The 19,309-nt window shown below is 33.4% G+C and carries 19 protein-coding genes; 16 read left to right on the top strand and 3 right to left on the bottom strand.

Annotation, left to right across the window (positions count from 1 at the left end):
- Window positions 1-146 precede the first annotated feature (146 nt).
- The 16 genes from BUR17_RS02145 (at window position 147) to BUR17_RS02070 (ending at window position 15,748) form a co-directional block, all read left to right on the top strand.
- Window positions 147-539: a hypothetical protein gene (locus tag BUR17_RS02145; protein ID WP_074228365.1), complete on the top strand. Its 393-nt coding sequence runs from the start codon at window positions 147-149 to the stop codon at window positions 537-539.
- Window positions 540-646: 107 nt separating this feature from the next.
- Window positions 647-2,062, top strand: a complete 1,416-nt coding sequence (locus BUR17_RS02140; RefSeq protein WP_074228363.1) for an aminotransferase-like domain-containing protein — start codon at window positions 647-649, stop codon at window positions 2,060-2,062.
- A gap of 80 nt (window positions 2,063-2,142) precedes the next feature.
- On the top strand, window positions 2,143-2,928 hold the full coding sequence (locus BUR17_RS02135) for a PhzF family phenazine biosynthesis protein (RefSeq protein ID WP_074228361.1): 786 nt from the start codon (window positions 2,143-2,145) through the stop codon (window positions 2,926-2,928).
- Window positions 2,929-3,098: 170 nt separating this feature from the next.
- Entirely contained in the window at window positions 3,099-3,584 is a 486-nt protein-coding gene (locus BUR17_RS02130) for a hypothetical protein (protein WP_074228359.1), read from the top strand.
- A 105-nt stretch (window positions 3,585-3,689) separates the two neighbouring features.
- Window positions 3,690-4,784 (top strand): hypothetical protein, encoded by a 1,095-nt coding sequence (locus BUR17_RS02125; protein ID WP_074228357.1) that lies wholly within the window; start codon window positions 3,690-3,692, stop codon window positions 4,782-4,784.
- Window positions 4,785-4,913: 129 nt separating this feature from the next.
- On the top strand, window positions 4,914-6,755 hold the full coding sequence (locus BUR17_RS02120) for a chloride channel protein (RefSeq protein ID WP_074228355.1): 1,842 nt from the start codon (window positions 4,914-4,916) through the stop codon (window positions 6,753-6,755).
- Window positions 6,756-6,982: 227 nt separating this feature from the next.
- Entirely contained in the window at window positions 6,983-7,891 is a 909-nt protein-coding gene (locus BUR17_RS02115) for a universal stress protein (RefSeq protein WP_074228353.1), read from the top strand.
- A 10-nt stretch (window positions 7,892-7,901) separates the two neighbouring features.
- Complete coding sequence (locus BUR17_RS02110; protein WP_074228351.1) at window positions 7,902-8,375, top strand: GNAT family N-acetyltransferase; 474 nt, start codon at window positions 7,902-7,904, stop codon at window positions 8,373-8,375.
- Window positions 8,347-9,462, top strand: a complete 1,116-nt coding sequence (locus BUR17_RS02105; protein WP_074228349.1) for an alanine racemase — start codon at window positions 8,347-8,349, stop codon at window positions 9,460-9,462. The genes BUR17_RS02110 and BUR17_RS02105 overlap by 29 nt, the downstream gene beginning before the upstream one ends.
- Before the next feature lie 75 nt (window positions 9,463-9,537).
- Window positions 9,538-10,434 carry a helix-turn-helix domain-containing protein gene (locus tag BUR17_RS02100; RefSeq protein WP_143747511.1) on the top strand — a complete coding sequence of 299 codons (897 nt, stop codon included), beginning with the start codon at window positions 9,538-9,540 and terminating at the stop codon, window positions 10,432-10,434.
- 420 nt (window positions 10,435-10,854) lie between these two features.
- Window positions 10,855-11,376, top strand: coding sequence for a hypothetical protein (locus tag BUR17_RS02095; RefSeq protein ID WP_074228346.1), 522 nt, complete (start codon window positions 10,855-10,857; stop codon window positions 11,374-11,376).
- A 25-nt stretch (window positions 11,377-11,401) separates the two neighbouring features.
- Window positions 11,402-12,004, top strand: a complete 603-nt coding sequence (locus tag BUR17_RS02090; protein WP_143747510.1) for a hypothetical protein — start codon at window positions 11,402-11,404, stop codon at window positions 12,002-12,004.
- Window positions 12,005-12,010: 6 nt separating this feature from the next.
- The gene (locus BUR17_RS02085; protein ID WP_074228344.1) at window positions 12,011-12,649 is read left to right on the top strand and encodes a hypothetical protein; all 639 of its coding nucleotides are present in this window, start codon (window positions 12,011-12,013) and stop codon (window positions 12,647-12,649) included.
- 388 nt (window positions 12,650-13,037) lie between these two features.
- Entirely contained in the window at window positions 13,038-13,871 is an 834-nt protein-coding gene (locus BUR17_RS02080; RefSeq protein WP_074228343.1) for a hypothetical protein, read from the top strand.
- Between the two features lie 11 nt (window positions 13,872-13,882).
- Window positions 13,883-15,181, top strand: a complete 1,299-nt coding sequence (locus BUR17_RS02075; protein WP_074228342.1) for an amidohydrolase family protein — start codon at window positions 13,883-13,885, stop codon at window positions 15,179-15,181.
- Window positions 15,182-15,241: 60 nt separating this feature from the next.
- The gene (locus BUR17_RS02070) at window positions 15,242-15,748 is read left to right on the top strand and encodes a hypothetical protein (protein WP_074228341.1); all 507 of its coding nucleotides are present in this window, start codon (window positions 15,242-15,244) and stop codon (window positions 15,746-15,748) included.
- A 45-nt stretch (window positions 15,749-15,793) separates the two neighbouring features.
- On the opposite strand, the gene BUR17_RS02065 is transcribed toward BUR17_RS02070, so the two are convergent.
- The 3 genes from BUR17_RS02065 to fucP are packed head-to-tail and all read right to left on the bottom strand — an operon-like array spanning window position 15,794 to window position 19,307.
- Entirely contained in the window at window positions 15,794-16,627 is an 834-nt protein-coding gene (locus BUR17_RS02065) for a sugar phosphate isomerase/epimerase family protein (RefSeq protein WP_074228340.1), read from the bottom strand.
- A 21-nt stretch (window positions 16,628-16,648) separates the two neighbouring features.
- The gene (locus tag BUR17_RS02060) at window positions 16,649-18,061 is read right to left on the bottom strand and encodes a carbohydrate porin (protein WP_074228339.1); all 1,413 of its coding nucleotides are present in this window, start codon (window positions 18,059-18,061) and stop codon (window positions 16,649-16,651) included.
- 1 nt (window position 18,062) lies between these two features.
- Window positions 18,063-19,307, bottom strand: a complete 1,245-nt coding sequence (gene fucP, locus BUR17_RS02055) for an L-fucose:H+ symporter permease (protein WP_074228338.1) — start codon at window positions 19,305-19,307, stop codon at window positions 18,063-18,065.
- Window positions 19,308-19,309: the final 2 nt, after the last annotated feature.

Here is a 19,309-nt window from a genome sequence, read left to right as displayed (position 1 = left end):
TGGCAACTTCGAAACCTTCATGAATAGTATAAATTTAAACAATAAAAATTATTTTGAACACAAAACTGTATCCATTAAATAACTCATTTCTGTATCTGTAATTATTGGGTTGATGTAAATAAATTTGTTTACATAATAAAAACAATATGCCCACAACAATAAAAGAGGAAACAGCTTTAAAATTTGAACCTGTACATCTTTCCGATTTAACTAAAATAACAGATCTATATTTTTCCCAAACAGAAATTGAGAACCAAAGTGAACATTTTAATCAACCTGAACTGACGAAAGAATTTGGATTCCCTATCTATAAGCTGGTTAAAGGAGATCTAATTATCGGGTATTCATATTTTACGGTTAATAGTTCTGAAGAGATTGTTTTCAATGCAATCATTAATCCTGAATATTCTTTTGGAGATTTGGAAAGTAGATTCATTAATCAATCAAAGCAGAAGTATTTATCTAAAAAAGAATTAGACCATAAAGGAATGAAGAATTCAATCACAAGAATGGTAGATTGGCTGAACTGGTCTAGTTAATCTTAGATTTAATGATTGTGATTACAATTTTCTAAATTTCTACAAATTATTATTTGATATTTAGAAGCATAATTTTAATAAATTTACTCAAAACAGAACATACGATAATGACGAAGGAAATCCTTTATGTAAAAATTGCAAAAATTTTAGAAGATCAAATCCTGTCTGAAACTTTAAGAATTGGAGATAAATTGCCGTCGATACGCTCTGTTCAGAAAATATATGATGTAAGTCTCAATACCGTAAAACTGGCTTTTTTAGAATTAGAAAGCAAATCTCTTATTGAATCGAGACCAAAGTCGGGGTACTACGTAAGCAAAACATCACAGAGAAAATGCGCTCTTCCATCAATAAGCAAACCTGAAACTTGCCAGAATGAGTCTGATCCGGAAGACCTCATCAGTAAAGTATTCGACACACTTCACTACAAAGATATACGACAGTTTTCTTTGGGAGTTCCAGATCCCAGTTTCCTGCCTATTGCAAAATTAAATAAGGGAGTCATTAAAACAATAAGAAACTTAGAAGGTAGCGGAACTGCTTACGAACCTTTGGAAGGAAGCCTGAATCTAAGAAGAAATATAGCAAAATGGTCTCTCGTTTTAGAAGGAAAAATTACTGAAGACGATCTAATAACGACCTCAGGTGCGATGAATGCTATCTTTAATTGTCTGATGGCAGTTACCAAAAGAGGCGATACACTTGCGATTGAAAGCCCTGTTTATTTTGGAATTATTCAGATTGCAAAAGCAATGGGGCTGAACGTGATCGAATTGCCCACGCATCCAGTTACAGGAGTTGATATTGAAGCTTTAAAAAAAGTCATTCACAAGATTAATGCATGCTGTTTTATCAGTAATTTCAGCAATCCTTTAGGCTCTTTGATGCCTGAAGAAACAAAAAAAGAACTGGTACAATTGCTTACGTACCACAATATTCCGTTAATAGAAGATGACCTTTATGGTAATCTTTACTTTGGTACAAGCAGGCCAAAACCCTGCAAAGCCTTTGACGAAGCAGGAATCGTTATGTGGTGCGGTTCTGTTTCCAAAACTTTGGCGCCTGGTTACAGAGTGGGTTGGGTAGCGCCCGGAAAGTATAAGGAGAAAATTTTGAGGCAAAAACTTATTCAGACGATTTCTACACCACCTCTTTATCAGGAAGTGATTGCCGATTTTTTGGAAAACGGAAGGTACGATCACCATTTAAGAGGATTTAGACAAAAGCTTCATACGAATTGTTTGAAATATCAAAGAGCTGTTGAAGAATATTTCCCTGAAAATACTAAAATTTCTCAGCCACAAGGCGGATTTGTGCTTTGGCTGGAATTAGACAATAGAATTGATACGGCACAACTCTACGATGTTGCTGTAAAACAAAATATAAGTTTTGCACCCGGCAGAATGTTTACGCAACACGATCAGTTTAATAATTGCATGAGACTGAATTTTGCTTTAAAATGGGACGAAGGTCTTGAGAATGATCTGAAAAGATTAGGAACAATTGTTAAAAACGCACTCTAAACTGTATCCATCAAATTACACATTTCTGTATCTGTAATTGATGAAATTTATTTCTGAACTTTGACTTAAAATCAAAAACAATGAAATTAAAAATATATCAGGTTGATGCGTTTACCGATGAAGTATTTAAAGGAAATCCTGCTGCAGTTTGCCCTCTCGAAGAATGGCTGCCGGAAGAAACTTTACAGAAAATTGCAGCAGAAAACAATCTTGCCGAAACTGCATTTTATGTCCCCAAAGAAGATGGTTTTGAAATCAGATGGTTTACGCCAACCGTTGAAGTCGCTTTATGTGGACACGCTACTTTAGCAAGTGCTTATGTTTTGCATCATTTAGAAGGATTTAAAGGAAACCTGATCAATTTTCAAACGGTTTACAGTGGAAAGTTAAGTGTAGAAATTAAAGAAGATCAGTTTTTACTTAATTTTCCTGCAGATCATTATTCTGAAACAGAGATCACGGAAGATCTATTGAATGCGACCAATAAAACACCAAAAGCAGCTTTCAAAGGAAAAACAGATTTTATGTTGGTATTTGACAATGAAAAAGATATTATTTCAATACTCCCCAATTTAGAGGTCATTTCAAAATTAGATGCAAGAGGACTTATAGTGACAGCAAAAGGTACAAACAGTGATTTTGTATCGAGATTTTTCGCTCCCGGAGTTGGGATAAACGAAGATCCGGTTTGTGGTTCTGCTCACACAACACTTACTCCGTATTGGGCAAAAACATTAGATAAAACTGAATTGACGGCATTTCAATCTTCAAGCAGAAGCGGGAAATTAAATTGCAGACTTCTCAACGACAGAGTTGAACTAGGCGGAAATGCAGTGTTGTACATGGAAGGTTTTATTTCAATTTAATGAAAGGATTTTCTGAACATTCAAAATGTTTCATCAAATCAAAAATATTCTCTTTTTTTAATAAAATTTTCTGCAAAAAAAGATCAAAAAGCTAACGTAAATCATTAAATAAGGACTTCCTGATACAAGCATTTTTAAGTATTTTTACTTCAAAAATATATAAATAACTTATGAGAAAAATCGTATTTGCAGGATTGGTAGCTTTGGGAGGATTTGCAACTGTAAACGCACAGTGCAAAACTGTATCATCACTTACAGAAAATTTTGATACCTGGAAAGAAATGAATAAATGTTGGATCGCTCAACCAGGAAAAGCAATGCTTTACAGCAGTGATAAAAAAATCGTGTTTTATTCGATGAACAGCCCAAGAGAAAACATGTATCTGATAACTCCAAAAATTAAAGCTGGAAAATATACATTGACTCTTGATGCGTCTGACAACGGTGGAGAAACTACAATGGAATTGTTCTCAATCAACAATGCATCTGATCCTAAATCTTATGTTTCAATTGCTAAATCTTCAAAAATTACAGGAACTAAAAAAACTTTTGATGTTTCTCTACAGAAAGATTCAAACTTGGGAGTAAAAGTTGTCTTAAATGGAGTGCATCAAGCAGTTTATGTGGATAATTTTTCTTTGACTCCAAAAAAATAATCATTTAAACAGCATTAAAAAAAACTGAGAGATATTATTAAGTTAAATCTTTGAAGTATGTCTTAACTCATTATTTTTGTAGAAATAATCTTAAATAGTATTGATATGAAAATAAGAGCTTTATTCTTTGCTATGATGTCTTTTACCTCTATCGCTTTTGGTCAGCAATTGGTGACCAAAGCGACTTTTGACATGGTAGAATATGTGGAAGATGTAGATTGGGTTGATGAGGATATTTACTGTGCCGGATTCAGTTTTAAAACCGTAATCAATGATGGAAATGCTTGTGACGCTTATCTGATACATTATGATACCAATCTAAAACCTAAATGGACACTGAAAATAGGTGATGAACATACCAATAAAATTTTTGCTGTAAAAAGGCATAAAGACAAAATTTATGCATTAGTTATTCAGGGAAAAACAAAAGGAGCAGATGAAGATGTTTTTATGAAATTGTTCACCATTAATCTTGATGGTAAGATTGAAGATAAAGTGAATTTTGGACGCACTTTCAACAGTCCATCAAATATCGTAATCAATAGCTCGAATCTGATTTTCGGCTATAGAATTTCTAACGGCACCACCTACTCCGCTGATTTTAAGAATGAAATTATCAATTATAATTTAGATACAAAAAAGTTTGTAAGACATACAAGCACACAATATTTGGCAACACCAAAGAAAATTGCAGTTGATAAATCTAATCTATTTTTATTCGGAAATTACATCCATCCCGATCAGCCAAATATTATGGCGTACAAAAATGGAAAGTACTCTGAAATTTCTTTAAAATCACCTAAAACAGAATATTTTCTTGACAGTTATATCAATAAAAACATATTGACTGTAGTCTGTACTTTTCCCGGTGAATACGGAGACAAACGAACTTATTTAAAATATTATTACCTCGATTTGGCAACCAACGCCATCACTTCTACATCTATTCCTTATGAAAAATTAGGTTGGAGCGAAATGCATTTTGATACCTATAATCAGGGTGAGTCTTCATGGATGATTATTGAAGATGCTAAAACAAAAGAAATGAAATATGCTCTCGTCGATAACAAAGGAAAAGTAATCAAGACCTTAAACTTTGATCAGAATAATGGAAACGGCGCATGGGAAAATTATATCATTAGAAATGGGATGTTGCTAAATGCCAATGCAGATGGAATTAAAATGTATAAAACAGAGTAAAATTATAAAGCTTTCTGCTGGTTTGAAAACGGGTTAGAGATATCCGACTTATATCACTTAAGAGTTGTCGATTCATTTTAATACCTTTGCAGGTAAGTATATTAATAATTACTTCATTTTTATTTCAACGTGAATTTCCACAACAAAAAAAAATTCGTAAGTTTTCTTAAGTTTAGACGAGATTTTCAGCAATATGGTCTCAAAAAAGCGCGCAGCTATGAGATTATTCTTCATTGGCTAAAGAAACATCTAAGCAGAAATCAGTTTCTCATCCTTTCAGGTATTCTGGTAGGATGTACCGCGGGTTTGGCAGGAGTTATTCTAAAAACATTTGTACATAATATTCATCATTTCATTACACATGAGGTGCATTTTGAATATCAGATTATCTTCTATATTGTTTTTCCGTTTCTTGGGATTGTCTTAACGGCAGCTATTGTCATTGCTTTATTTAAAGGACAAGACAAAAAAGGAATTGGAGCTATTTTATACGAAATTGCACAAAACTCTAGTATTGTATCTAATGTGAAAATGTATTCACAGGTTATACAAAGTGCGGTTACTGTTGGTCTTGGTGGTTCTGCCGGAATCGAAAGTCCTATTGCAGTTACCGGTGCAGCCATTGGTTCAAATTATGCAAGAACGTACAGACTAAGCTACAAAGAACGAACGCTTCTTTTGGCTGCAGGTGCTACTGCGGGAATTGCTTCTGCATTCAATGCTCCGATTGCCGGAATTATGTTTGCATTCGAAATTTTGCTTACCGGAGTTGTATTTACTGATTTTATTCCTCTTGTTGTAGCAGCAGTTTGCGGAAGTTTATTATCCAGAATATTACTTCAGGAAGATATTTTATTCAGATTTTATACCCGTGAACCATTTAATTATTATAATGTTCCTTATTATTTAATTCTTGGGCTTCTAACAGGTCTTTATGCAAGATATTTTGTTGTTGTCTCTCAAAAAGTAGAACATTTCATCCACGGTTTACAGCTTTCACGCCTTAGAAAAGCAATGTTTGGAGGTGCTGTACTTTCTTTACTTTGTGTACTTTTTCCGCCATTATTTGGTGAAGGTTACGATACGGTAAAAGATTTTACAAATGGTAATATCAACTCAGTGATCGACAACAGTCTTTTCAGATATTTTGAAATAAAAGAATGGACGGTTATTGTATTTCTTGTTTTAGTTTGTCTTTTAAAAGCTTTTGCAACTTCATTTACTATTTTTAGTGGTGGAAATGGTGGAAACTTTGCTCCTTCCCTATTTGCAGGCGGATCTGTAGGATTTTTATTTGCTTTTATCTGTCAAACATTAGGATTTTCTAATGTTCCTGTTACCAATCTTATTTTGGTAGGAATGGCGGGTGCAATGAGCGGTGTATTGTACGCTCCTCTTACGGCTATTTTCCTGATTGCAGAATCTAGTTTTGGATACGATCTGTTTATTCCGCTGATGATCGTTGCCGTGATGTCTTATCTTATTGCTAAATGGTTTGCTCCTATTTCTCCTGAATTAAAAAATCTGGCAGATCAAGGGAAAATATTTACGCATAAGCATGATAACAATCTTTTGTCTTCATTGCAAACTAAAGATTTTATCGATTTTCACTCTCAGATCATTAATGAAAACTCATCTTTACAGAAGCTTTATAACCTCATCAGCAATGGAAGAAAGAATAATTTTGCCGTTGTAGATGACGAGAATAAACTTAAAGGAATTCTTAGCTTAGATGATATTCGCCCTTATTTATTTAATGAAAACCAAGAACTGAATATTTCTAAATTGGTTAAAGTTCCTGAAGCAGTTGTTCATTTAAACGATCAGCTTGTAAACATTATTCAGATGTTTGATGATACCGACACATGGCATCTTCCAGTTATTGACGATGAAAACAAGTTTATCGGTTTTATCTCAAAATCAGCTATACTTACAAGTTACAGACAGCTCTTGAAAGATTATTCTTCGTAAAATATAATTACATTCCACTTCTTTTCAAACAAATAATACCATATTTAATCTTACCGTTTTATTTAATAATAAACCTAAATTTAATTTATATCAGTTTCTTTTTTTGAATATTTAAATATTTTAAAAAGATAAAATATACCATAACCGCATTCATTCTTCACATGAATTGAAAATGATACTGCGTAATTTTGTATCCTAATTTTTGAACTAATATTTCATAAACTATCATGCAAAATTTAATCAATACACTTTTAGTGGCGGTCGATTTCACCGAGAAATCAAATAATGCAGTCAAAATGGCTGTGCATATTGCCGCTCGTCATGAAGCAAGAGTTATATTATTTCACAATATTACGAATCATAACATTATCGACAGAACCGGAAAACAGGTTATCGGTTCAGAAACAATCGATGAGATTTACAAAAAAACAGAGTACGCATTAAAGGAGCTGGAATTATCTTTAAAATCTCAATATCCTGATCTCGATTTTAAAACAATTATCAAGAATAGCGGTTTAGTATCTGGAATCAATCAAGTAATTGATTTTGAATCAGTAGATCTTGTGATATGCGGAAGCTCGGGACAACAGAATTTAGCACAACTATTTTTGGGCTCATTATCTTATCAGATTTTAACGGAAGTAGATTGCTCTGTTTTATTAGTACCAGAAAAGTGTAGTAAATATTCGTTTGATAAAATACTTGTTCCTGTAAGAGTTTTAGAAGATTTAACCGACAAAATTGAGCTTTCTGTCGCAATCGCCAAGAAAAATAAAGGCATTATAAGCCTGCTTGGAATAAGCAATGAAGATGATATACTAAAAATTAGAGACGCTTACCAAAGAGCAAAAACAAACCTTGCCATACGGTCGCAGGAATATGATTCGCAGTTTTTACTGACCCGTGACAAGGCAACGCAAATTTCAAAATTTTCGCAGGAAGACAATGCAGATATTATTATTCTTAATTACAAAGATGAAGACAGCTGGAAGTCATTTTTCTTAGAAAATTTTTTCAAACAAATTATTAACCACACGGATATTCCTCTTTTATTCTTGAAGAATAATAAAGTGAAAATCAAGAGCGATTTAAGTGATAATGCCGCTTTTGATATTACCCTTCCCTGTCCGGGATAAAACAAAATTTATGATAACAATACAAAAATATTCAGATGAAAACAAAGCTAATGAAAACCAAAAACAGGAAATCGTTCAGTTTCTTTTTAAACATTTGGAACAATACGGTGATCCGGAAACAGATATTTCTGATGCTATTAACTACGCGTTAGGATTTGGAAATAAACCGGGAGGTCTTGTTATTACAGCAAGAGATGAAAAAAATGATTTGGTTGGCGCTGTCGTCGTCAATAAAACCGGAATGGGCGGTTACATTCCTGAAAATATACTCGTATATATTGCTACCGACAAAAATCTACGTGGCAAAGGAATAGGAAAAAACCTTATGCAGGAAGCTATTGATTCTTCACAGGGAGACATCGCACTCCATTGTGAACCGGAAAATCCGGCATTACACTTATACAAGAAACTGGGATTTACCAGCAAGTATCTTGAAATGCGATTAAAAAAACAAAATGTCACACATTACCTTAAATACCAATAAATTACTTCACAACTATCATTATTTAAACCAAATTTTTGAAGAAAACCATATCGAATGGGCTGTAGTAGCAAAATTGCTCTGCGGAAATGAAAAGTTTCTAAAATCTCTTTTGGAAATTTCCGACAAAGAAATCTGCGATTCGCGTTTAACGAATTTGCGCCACATTAAAGAGCTGTCACCAAAAACACAGACGGTTTACATTAAGCCACCAGCAAAAAGATTAGCCCGAAGCATCGTGAAATATGCAGACGTTAGTTTTAATACAGAATTGGATACGATTAAAGCACTTTCTGATGAAGCCATAAAGCAAAATAAAATACATAAAATTGTAATTATGGTAGAAATGGGAGAACTCAGAGAAGGTATTATGGTGAAAAATCTATCTCAATTTTATGGTGAAGTTTTACAGATACCAAACATCGAAATTGTAGGAATTGGTACCAACCTCAATTGTCTCAACGGAATACTTCCTGATGAGAAAAAACTGGTTAAACTGAATCGGTTTAAAGAAATTGTTGAAGAATCCTATCACACTACAATCCCTTTTATATCGGCCGGTTCTTCTGTTACCATTCCTTTGATTCTCAAAAATGAAATCCCTTCAGGAATCAATCATTTCAGAGTAGGAGAAACGTTATTTTTTGGTACAGATGTTTATAATGATTCCATCATCAAAGGGATGCATCAGAATGTCTTTCATCTCACTGCAGAAATTATAGAGATTGCCGAAAAGCCAATGATTCCGGCGGGAGATGCAGGAACAAATTTAACAGGTGAAACTCCAATTCATGATGAAAAAAACATTGGTAAAACCTCTGTGAGAGCGATTGTTGATATAGGAGTTCTTGATATTGACCCTAAAAATATAAAACCTCTATCTCCAGGAATTGAAATTATAGGAGCGAGTTCCGATATGATGATTCTTGAGCTCGGAGATAACAATAATGATTATCATGTGGGAGACACGGTAGATTTCAGTATGAATTACATGGCTGTCTTACGTGCAATGAGCTCTGAATATGTCGATAAAGTAGTAGATAATAAAATAAATGCTTATCATTATAAAATATTAGAATACATCAATTAACCTTTTTACAATATAATAAATACCACACTAACCGTTGTGGTATTATTGTTATATTTACTCAGAAAACTTACAATCTTGAATCATAAAATTCAATCTTTTACCTTAAGCAAACTTAAAAATCATTCTGCGACAAGAAATGAGTTTGTTATTATGCCGTTTGATGAATTTACCAAAAAAATACAGTCTGATTCAGATTCACATTTTAAAAATAAATTCTTTGCTGTTTTTCTTTTCAAAGATGCAGAAGGTTCTATCATCATAGATCATCAGGAGTTTGATCTGAAACCCTTAAAGTTTTTTTTCATTAATTATAATCAGGTTTATCAGTTTAAGGAATTTAAATCAGGCTTAGGAGACGTTCTTATGTTTACCAAATCATTTTATAATTATGTCTATACCGGCAATAAAATGATTAAAAGTGATACGGCACTTAATGATGTTGCGCCTTACCTTTTGCTGTCTGAAGAAAGTACAATAGATCTTTCTCAAACCTTTGAAGAACTGAGACAGGAATATCTTAAAAATAAATTGCTGCGAAAAGAAATTATATGTCTTTTGCTAAAGGTTTTTGTGCTCAAATATATTCGAAATTCAAATAAAAAAAACCGGATTGATCGTTCTCTTAATCATAAAAAAGAGATTGTAGAAAAGTTTGGTCATTTGGTCAATCAATATTATAAAGAATTAAAAACAACTTCAAAATACGCAGAAAAACTAAATGTTAGTCCAAACTATCTCAATGTATTAATTAAAAAAAATCTGGACATTTCTGCAGGTCAGATGATTAAAAACCGGGTTATACTTGAGGCTCAAAGATTATTGATGCACACTTCTCTTTCTATTATTGAAATCTCTTACGAGTTGGGATTTAACGATAATTCTCACTTCGGAAAATACTTTAAGTCAGCAACAAAATATTCCCCTAATGAATATAGATTGCTGAAAACGAATGGTTCATATAACGATATATAAAACTTATTTTCTTGTTTAAAAATAATTTTCATCAAAGAAAATGAGCCTTCGTGTTATTAAAAATTAATATTTGAGCGGTAAAACTGAATCACATTCATGTGAATGGGAGAAAATTTAGTATTTATTTGATAAAATATAAAAAAAATCCCATTCCCTACCTAATTAACTATTAAACAAGCAATAAGAGGATTTTCAGAAAAATAAATTAATATTCTTTAACATATTGGGGTAAAATTTAACAATGATAAATATCATGGTTGTGTGTGTGTTTTTTTGAAAATATCTAATTTTGTGCCTCCTAGAGCGGTATTTCTATGTACTGCTGAAAACTGAAAACGAATGAAAAAGCTATTTATTGGTTCCGGCATATTGCTGGGCAATTTCTTATTTTCCCAAGCAGGCAAGGTAGGGATTAACACCGTGACACCCCGAGTTAAACTGGATGTAAACGGTTCGTACAAATCATCTAAACTGATCACCGGAAGTGTTCCGCAAATCACATCAACCGAAAAAGACCGCTATCTGCTGCTTAATCAAAGTACAGTAGATAACCGCGTAAGAAAGATTGATCCTACACAACCTTCTTCACCAGGTCTTGCAAGTATTATCACTTATAAGCTTACTAATGTATATCTAGACTGGGTTGAAAAGTTTAATACCAAAATTAATTCAAATGATTATTCTGTAATGGTATTATCTGCTTATTTTGACAAAGATGTATTTGGTGCTGAGACTGCTATCCCATCTTACGGCGTAAAGAGCGTTAACAACGAATGGATATTGTATGCCGATTATTCTGAAGTTGCAGCATCCAGTAATGGAACATGGACTTTCGTTTGCGCCATTTACCCAAAGACTTACGTGAAGATTTTTCCTGAACGCGGGCCTTTTGATGTAAATTCAACTTCTTCCGGAGCTGACGCTAACCCAATCCTTCAATAAAAAAATGATGAAAAAGTTAATATTAATGAGCATTTTTTGTTTTGCAACAAAAGCTATAGGTCAAGTTGGGATAGGAACTACTACTCCAACAGAAAAATTGGAAGTGGTAGGTGCAGCTGCTATAGGTACATCTGTTACAATAGATCCAATAGATTACGTCAACAATCCTTCAGGTTTTACCATAATGGGTACTGATCCACAATCTGCAACCGTTAACGGTAAAATTGTGGCTGTAGAAACCCTTTACACTCCTCTTACCATTCAGCCTTATACTATAAATAATGTATATAGAGATGATATTAATGATCTGAATCTTAATATCCCAACAGACAAATATTTTATTACAATTGCTAATTTTGAAGCAATTCCCAGTCCAGGAAATAATGGCATTTATACAAGCAACAGTAATAAAGGACATTTTGTTTTTAATGCTTTCCAATCTGGAACAACTTGGCACGTAAAAATAGGCTACCCTACATTGAACACTCAAAGTACAGATGATAGATATATTTATAAATTTGATGTGATTTTATATTCAAAGAGATTCTTCAAAAATCTGGGTGAGATAACATATAATCTAAATGGTAGTAACTCAGGGACCGCACCTTCGGCTCCTACAGGAATATAAAAAGCTATGAAAAAAATATTATTTTTAGCTGTACTGTGTAGTATAGCAATCTATAAAGCACAAGGTGTAGGAATAGGAAATACCAATCCTACACAAACTCTGGATGTGACAGGAAATATGAAATTAAGCGAAGAGCTTTACTTTGAAAATCCAGGAACGTATACAGGTCCATCTACCAATTCTTATTTAGTAGTAAGAGACAACAGCGATAAAGCTCTTAAAAGATATGTACCGGCTACATCAGAATATAGCGCTATTAATAGTACAGTGTATCATATTACCAACATTACTCCCGGTGGAATTGCAGATTTTGATACAAAAATTCCAACAAGTAAATATTATTTGATTATAGGTGGATTTATCGTAAGAGGGGTAAGTGACAATTCTAACATTAGAATCACACGAGACTCAACAACAAGTCCATACATTCCTCAATATTCAGCTCGTTCTTTTGAGCTTAACGGAACATGGCATATACGATTTGTACCCAATAACAACAGAGTATTCCATCAAAACCCAGAGATTAGACTGAGTGTAAGTGTTTACCGAAAAGATATGCTTACTACGGTAAACCCAACAATTACTTTTGATATGAATGGTAACACAGCAGGTAATGGAAGCGCACCAACGCCCTCACTTCCATAAAAAACTTGTTTTATAATGTAAAGGCTTAGATACTATTATCTAAGCCTTTTTATGTTTATTGAAGTATTGTTTTTGATCGCTTTTATTTCGCTTTCAGAAAATTTCTTTGCTTTTAATTATTGTTAGCTCTATTTGAATCTGCTTCAACAAAACATTTTAATTTTAAATAAATCACACAAAATAGTAATAGATTGAATATAATTTAATTATTACATTTATACAAAACTAAACAACATGAAAAAATACACTTTTGCCTCTATAAAATATAGGCGTACATAATAATCTTCTGACTCTATATTCTCAATAAGCCTCTACAAAGTTCTCGTAGGGTAAAGTGTACATTACATAGATTAATTACTTATTTTAACTGATATTTAAATCCTTTTTTATGAAAAAAATTGAAAAACAAATCAGTAAACTAAATTCTGAACTTCTTGCCGCAACCGGAAATAAATACGATCTCAGAAACTTTCCGAAAATTTTAAACTCAGCTAAAAACAACTGGGGATTTTCCGACATAGCCAATAAACTTGATTTAGGTGATCCCTTGGTTTATAAGGCCTTTATTAATGATGAAGAACGTACCTCATTAAAAAATCTTCTGGAATTAGTTTCTAATGATAAAAAAGCCTTGGAGGAAGTGGAAAAATTATTGACCAGAAATATCCTCTATCTGGGTTCCGAATGTGAAAATTTAGGGAGAATTAATATTGAAAATGAGTTTTCTGATCTGGAGAAACTGCTTACCAGCAAATATATGATGTTGGAACGTGTAAAAACCCCTGATATTTCAAACTTTATTGATGATTGGGACAAGGTGAAACCAGAAATCATATTTATTTCCTGCCATGGAACTAAATATGGATTACACCTTTTGGATAAAAAAGGTAAATGTGAAGAATATCTTAATACAGAATTCGTTAAGTTTTTCGACAAAAGAAGCGAATATACAGAATGCGTCGTACTAAGCGCCTGTGAATCTTTGACACTGGGAGAATTAATAACCGGTGCAGGGAAAAATGTTGTATGTGTCAATTCAAAAGTAGATATAACAACGGCAACCCAATATACAGAATACTTCTTCAAATATATCAACGACCATTCTTTGGAAAATAGTGATGTTTACGAAAAAGCCCATAAAATCAGTATGGAAAAAATAAATTTTGAAGGGCTGGAAGACAGTTTTTCATTTAAATTTCTAAAAGCAGATAAAATAACTTAAAACCTAATACCATGAATTACCAAACACAATTTTCAGAAAAAGTTAATTTGAATCACCTTACCGATAATCCATTAGACCGAGCATCAGGCAAAGTAAAAGACATCCTGAACGGAGATTTTTGTATAGATGTTCACGCCCATTTGTTTGATATAAAATGTATTAATAAATCCTATTTTATCATCAGAATGCTAAAAGATTTAGTAGGGTTGAAATCAGGTTCAGAAACCTATTCGGATCTGTCTATTGAACAAGCATATAATGAGATTGATGAGAACGACGAAAACTGGGAAGATGAATTAGAAGAAAAGCTGAGAGAAAATCCCGCTTTAATGCAAACACAAAATACAAAAGGGATTATTGATATCTACAAAGCCAGAAAGTTTCTGGGATTCAAAACAATGGAAGAAGTCTATGATTATTACCTCGAAAACTTTTCCCTATCAAAAGTAACGGAAAATAAAAAAGTAATTGTCACGGCTCTGATGATGGATCTGGAAACGGGTTGGAATGTAAAACTTAAAAAAAGTTTATATGATCAGATAATTGAGCTTAAAGCACTTAGAGATAAACACCCGGTTTTACCATTTTTTGTATGTGATCCCAGACGTGCAGATCTTGAATCTGATAAAGAAAATCTCTACTCTCTTTTTAATCTTGCTTTTTCTAAAGACAGCCCCTTCTTTGGGGTAAAAATCTATCCTGCATTAGGATATGATCCTTCAGATTACAGATTGTGGCCAATTTATGAGGTTTGTGAAAAATATAAAATTCCCGTGCTTTCTCATTGTGGCGGAGAATCGATAACTACCGATATAACAAATGATTTAGTAATATATGAGGGCGATAAAAAAGTTTCGCATTCTAAAAAGAACAGAACAGAAGTCGGCTATTCATTAAATGATCCCAAAAGATGGACTTTGGTATTGGAAAAATTTCCAAAATTAAAACTGAACCTTGCTCATTTCGGAGGTTATGAAACATGGAGCAAGCCTTCTAAAGTTACCCATAACGGACAGGCCAGAAAAGAAACTATTTTTGACTTTATGGAGAAGTATGAAAATGTTTTTGCAGATTTTTCTTACAATCTGATTGAGACAGATCTATCTAAAAGCTTAAGAGAAGTTCTTACCGCAGAAAAGAAGATTCGTGAACGTACACTTTTCGGAACTGATTATTGGGTAGTCAGTAAAGAAGGAGATCTTTTAAAAGAACAAAGAGAATTTTTAACCATTATGGATGATAATTTTTCAGCCTTAAAATTGAGTGAGCTTTTGACAGTAGATAATCCTAAGAAATATCTTTTTGGATAAGCTTATAGCCTGTGATAATTTTGAGAAGTTATCGCAGGCTTTAATTATAAAAAAAATCCTATGGAGTCAATAAATAATCATAACTGGTCGACGGAAAATCCAAAATCTTCGACTGAATCATTCATTAATCACATTAATGATAAATACTACTTATCATATTCAGATGAATCTGATAAGTATGAAAAAATCAATAACCTTTTCTTTATCTGGATAACAATTACAGGGTTTTTAACAACTATTTTAATTGGAATAAAAGAGATGCTTCCAATGTGCTATAGTTTTGTTATTGTAATCAAAATTTTAACTTTTATTCTTCCTTTGGTTTCTTCTTTTTTACTGATTTATCTGAATCAGAAAGGATATAAGAAGAAGGAAGAACTAAGAGAGCAGGCAAGAATTGAGTGCAAGTACTTGATTAATGAAGCTAAATTGAGATTCTCCCATGCCAAAAATGATACTGATTATGAGGCAATATACAGGTGGCTAAATCAGGAAATCAGACAGCTTCAATTAAATCAGGCCAATGGTTATTTAACCGTACATAATAATACTAATTTTGGAAATTGAGAAGCTTTCATACAAATTAACATTATTTTTTTTAATATTTATTGTTTACATAATTTTCAGAAATTGTAAACTTCCATCAGCCAGCTGATCGGCATCATAAGGCGATTTTTGCCAAAGTGAAACCATCTGCTGCATTCCGGGAATTGATGATGAAAAATTCTCCAAGACAAGATTTCCTTCAAAATCGATTTCTTTTAAAGCTCTGAAAAGTTCGTTCCAATTCACCGTTCCTTCACCCAACATTCCGCGGTGAGATTCTGTGATGTGAACGTGCTTAAGCTTATTTCCTGCAAGAATAATTGGATCGTAAAAATTATTTTCCTCAATGTTCATGTGAAATGTATCAAGATGAAGAACCAAATTATCTTTGTCTGTTTTTTTTATTAAATCCAAAACATTTTCCGCAGTATTACAAACATACGATTCATAGCGGTTGATTGGTTCGATTCCGATATTCACACCTTTTTCTTTAGCATAATCTGCTACTTTGTTCCAAACTTCAACAATAATTTCAGATTCATTTTCCGTTAAAGGATTTCCGGAAAAAACTCCGATTCCACCGTGAAGAACACCGCCTAAAAAATCAGTTTCCAGTTCTGAAGTTTTGTCAATTGCCCGTTTTATCAACTTTTCTGCAACTTCGGGATAAAAAGGAATATGCGCTTCTTTTGGAAGGTTTAAAGAACAGACAACATCCAAATTATTATCTTTCAACTGCTGTTTTACTTCTTTTGAATTAAAATCCATTGAACTTGGCAATAAAATTTCTATTAAATCAAAACCCGCCTTTGCCGTTTTTTCTATTGCATATTTTCCGGCTTCAGGATTCCATATTGGTGTGATCCAGGAAAGAAGTGACGCTCCAAATTTTACTTTCATTTTTGTTATTTTAAATTTTAATTAGAAAATCCACCATTCTGTTCTCACACCAAGGTAAGTTCCGAATCTTTTAGAACCAGATTGTTGTAAAAATGGTGAATACAGACTGTTCATTGCCTGATTATTATATCTTGAAACTTCTGCAATAAAACGAATATTCGGCCTTGCCCAAACACTTCTTTCTGCTGTCGGAACAATCGTTGGTGCCAAAACTAATTTCGTCATCGAAGCTGAGTTTTGATTGCCGTCTTTTCTCGTAGCAAAATGTAATTCTGATAGAATATGAAACCAGTTGTTAACATAATAAGTCGCTCTAAGACCTGTATTGAATTCAGATTTCTTATTGAAAATTTCTCGTTTATAATAATCAATTGCTTTATTATTACTGTCCGAACCTCCTTTACTCATCGTAAAAACAGCATAAGCATTAGCTGACCATTTATTGGAAATATTGAGTAAAATATGCTCAACCGCCGTCAAAGAATAAGCACCTTTGTAGGTTTTAGTAATTTCGTCCGGAGCACCATAAGTTCGCCAGGTTTGGGTGTTTCCGCTGTCACCTCCGTTGGCGATTCCGTTTCCGTATCTTATCGATATTTGGTTAAAAGAACCTGCAATTTTTGTTTTTAAATTGGTATTCAGTTTTGCACCTACAACCCATCCATTGTCTGACGGATATTGCTCCATAGAATTTTCACCCGATTTTTCTACGTTATGAAATTCGGCAAGAAGTTTCAGTTTATGAATATTATTTTTGAATGGAATAATCTGTTCCAATATAAAAACTTCCCGTTGTCTGTAGATCAGATTTTTTGTTCCACTAATGACATTTGTGTAAGAATATGGTGTAGAATTACTTGCTGCAGTATCAATCGCTGCCGGAAAAAACATTGAGAATCTGGTGTTTTTATGTCTCAAACCCCATCCTGTCGCAGAATGATCATCAAAGTAAAAATAATCCGCAATATGAATATCGTCATATCTCAGCCATCGTGATCCGGCCCAAACATCCCAATCGCTTCCCAAAATATTTCTTGCTTCCACAAAAGCTTCAGGCAACGCAATGATCATTCCCTGATTTGATTTTGAATCTACATTTCCAAGAAAAGTTCCACCAGAATAGAAACTCAGTCTCGTCTGCATATCGATTTTCGTAGTTTTTACACTGTCGCCATTTACAATGGGAGTGAAATGAAAAGCGGGCAAAAAATCTACATAATCGCCTTGATCCATTCTTCCTCCAAGTGAACCCTGATTATTAAGATTCAGTTGTCTACCTGTTTTTCCATCAGCATTTGGAGAATATCCTGCTCCAATTCTTCCTGTTGTTCCGAATGAAAAATCTTTGTTGGTGATCACAATTTGTGCGTGAAAAACCTGGCTAATGATGAAAATAAACCAAAAGCTGCATTTAAAAACATTAAAGTTCTTCATCTTATTTAAGTGTCTTTGGCTTATAAAATTTCAAAGCAAATAACAGAATCACAAAATAACAAACGATTGGAAGAAGGTAAGCGTGTGCAATATCTTTCTCGGCAATTTTTCCCATTAAAGGAGGAAAAACGGCACCACCAAACATCGCCATTACCAGGAATGAAGAAGCCTGTGGAACTTTGTTGCCTAATCTCTTCAACCCAAGACTGAAAATAGTCGGATACATTACACTTAAGAATAGGTTTAATAATATCAAACTGATAAAAGATGCCCAGCCAAAACTTTGGGAAATAACCAAACAAAGTACAATATTACACCCTGTGAAGATTGCCAAAAGCTTATTAGGAGCGATAAACTTCATAAGGAAAGTTCCTACAAAACGACCGATCATCATCATTGCCATACTTAATGAAAAATAATAGGACGCTTGAATCTCCGGAAGGTGCATTTTTTCTACTCCGTAATTGATGAAATACGCCCAGGTTCCGCCCTGTGCAGCAATGTTGAAAAACTGAGCTACAACAGCAAAAATAAAATGTCTCTGTCTGTAAAGTGGTGCGTGAGGATCTGAAACCGAAGATTCTACTCCATTTTCATTTTCTAAAACCTGAATATCTTCTGCATGAGGGTCTTTCAAGCTTGGAACTTTAATAAATGAAAAAACAATGGTTATTGTTAAAATTACAACACCAATCCAAGTGTAAAGATCTTTTACAGAATCTAAAGAATTATCTTCTAATCCTGATTTTCCAAAGATAAAATAACCTCCTAAAAGCGGGCCTATAATTGCGCCCAAACCATTAAAAGATTGTGCAAAATTTACCCTTTGGTCACTTGTTTTTTCATTTCCCAATGCAGCTACAAAAGGATGGGCAACAGTTTCCAAAGTGGCCATTCCCATTGCCAAAACAAAAAGAGCAATTCGGAAAAAATTAAATGACATTTGGTTAGCAGCAGGAATAAAAAGAAAAGAGCCAAGAGCAAAAAGAGATAATCCTAAAATAACGCCTTTTTTGTAACCAAATTTTTTCATAAAATATCCCGCAGGAATTCCCATCAATGCGTAAGCTCCGAAGATGGAAAGCTGCACCAATCCTGATTTTGATTTGGAAATATTGAGGACATTTTGAAAATGCTTGTTCAATACATCCCCCATCGTCAAAGCAATTGCCCAAAAGAAAAATAACGAAATAACGAATGCCAATATAACAACATATTTCTTTTCTGTAAATTTTGCAGTATTCATAA

This window comes from Chryseobacterium scophthalmum (assembly GCF_900143185.1).
Classification (GTDB): Bacteria; Bacteroidota; Bacteroidia; order Flavobacteriales; family Weeksellaceae; genus Chryseobacterium; species Chryseobacterium scophthalmum.
The sequence above is the reverse complement of the archived record's forward strand: the minus strand, read 5'-3'. Positions and strand labels throughout refer to the sequence as shown.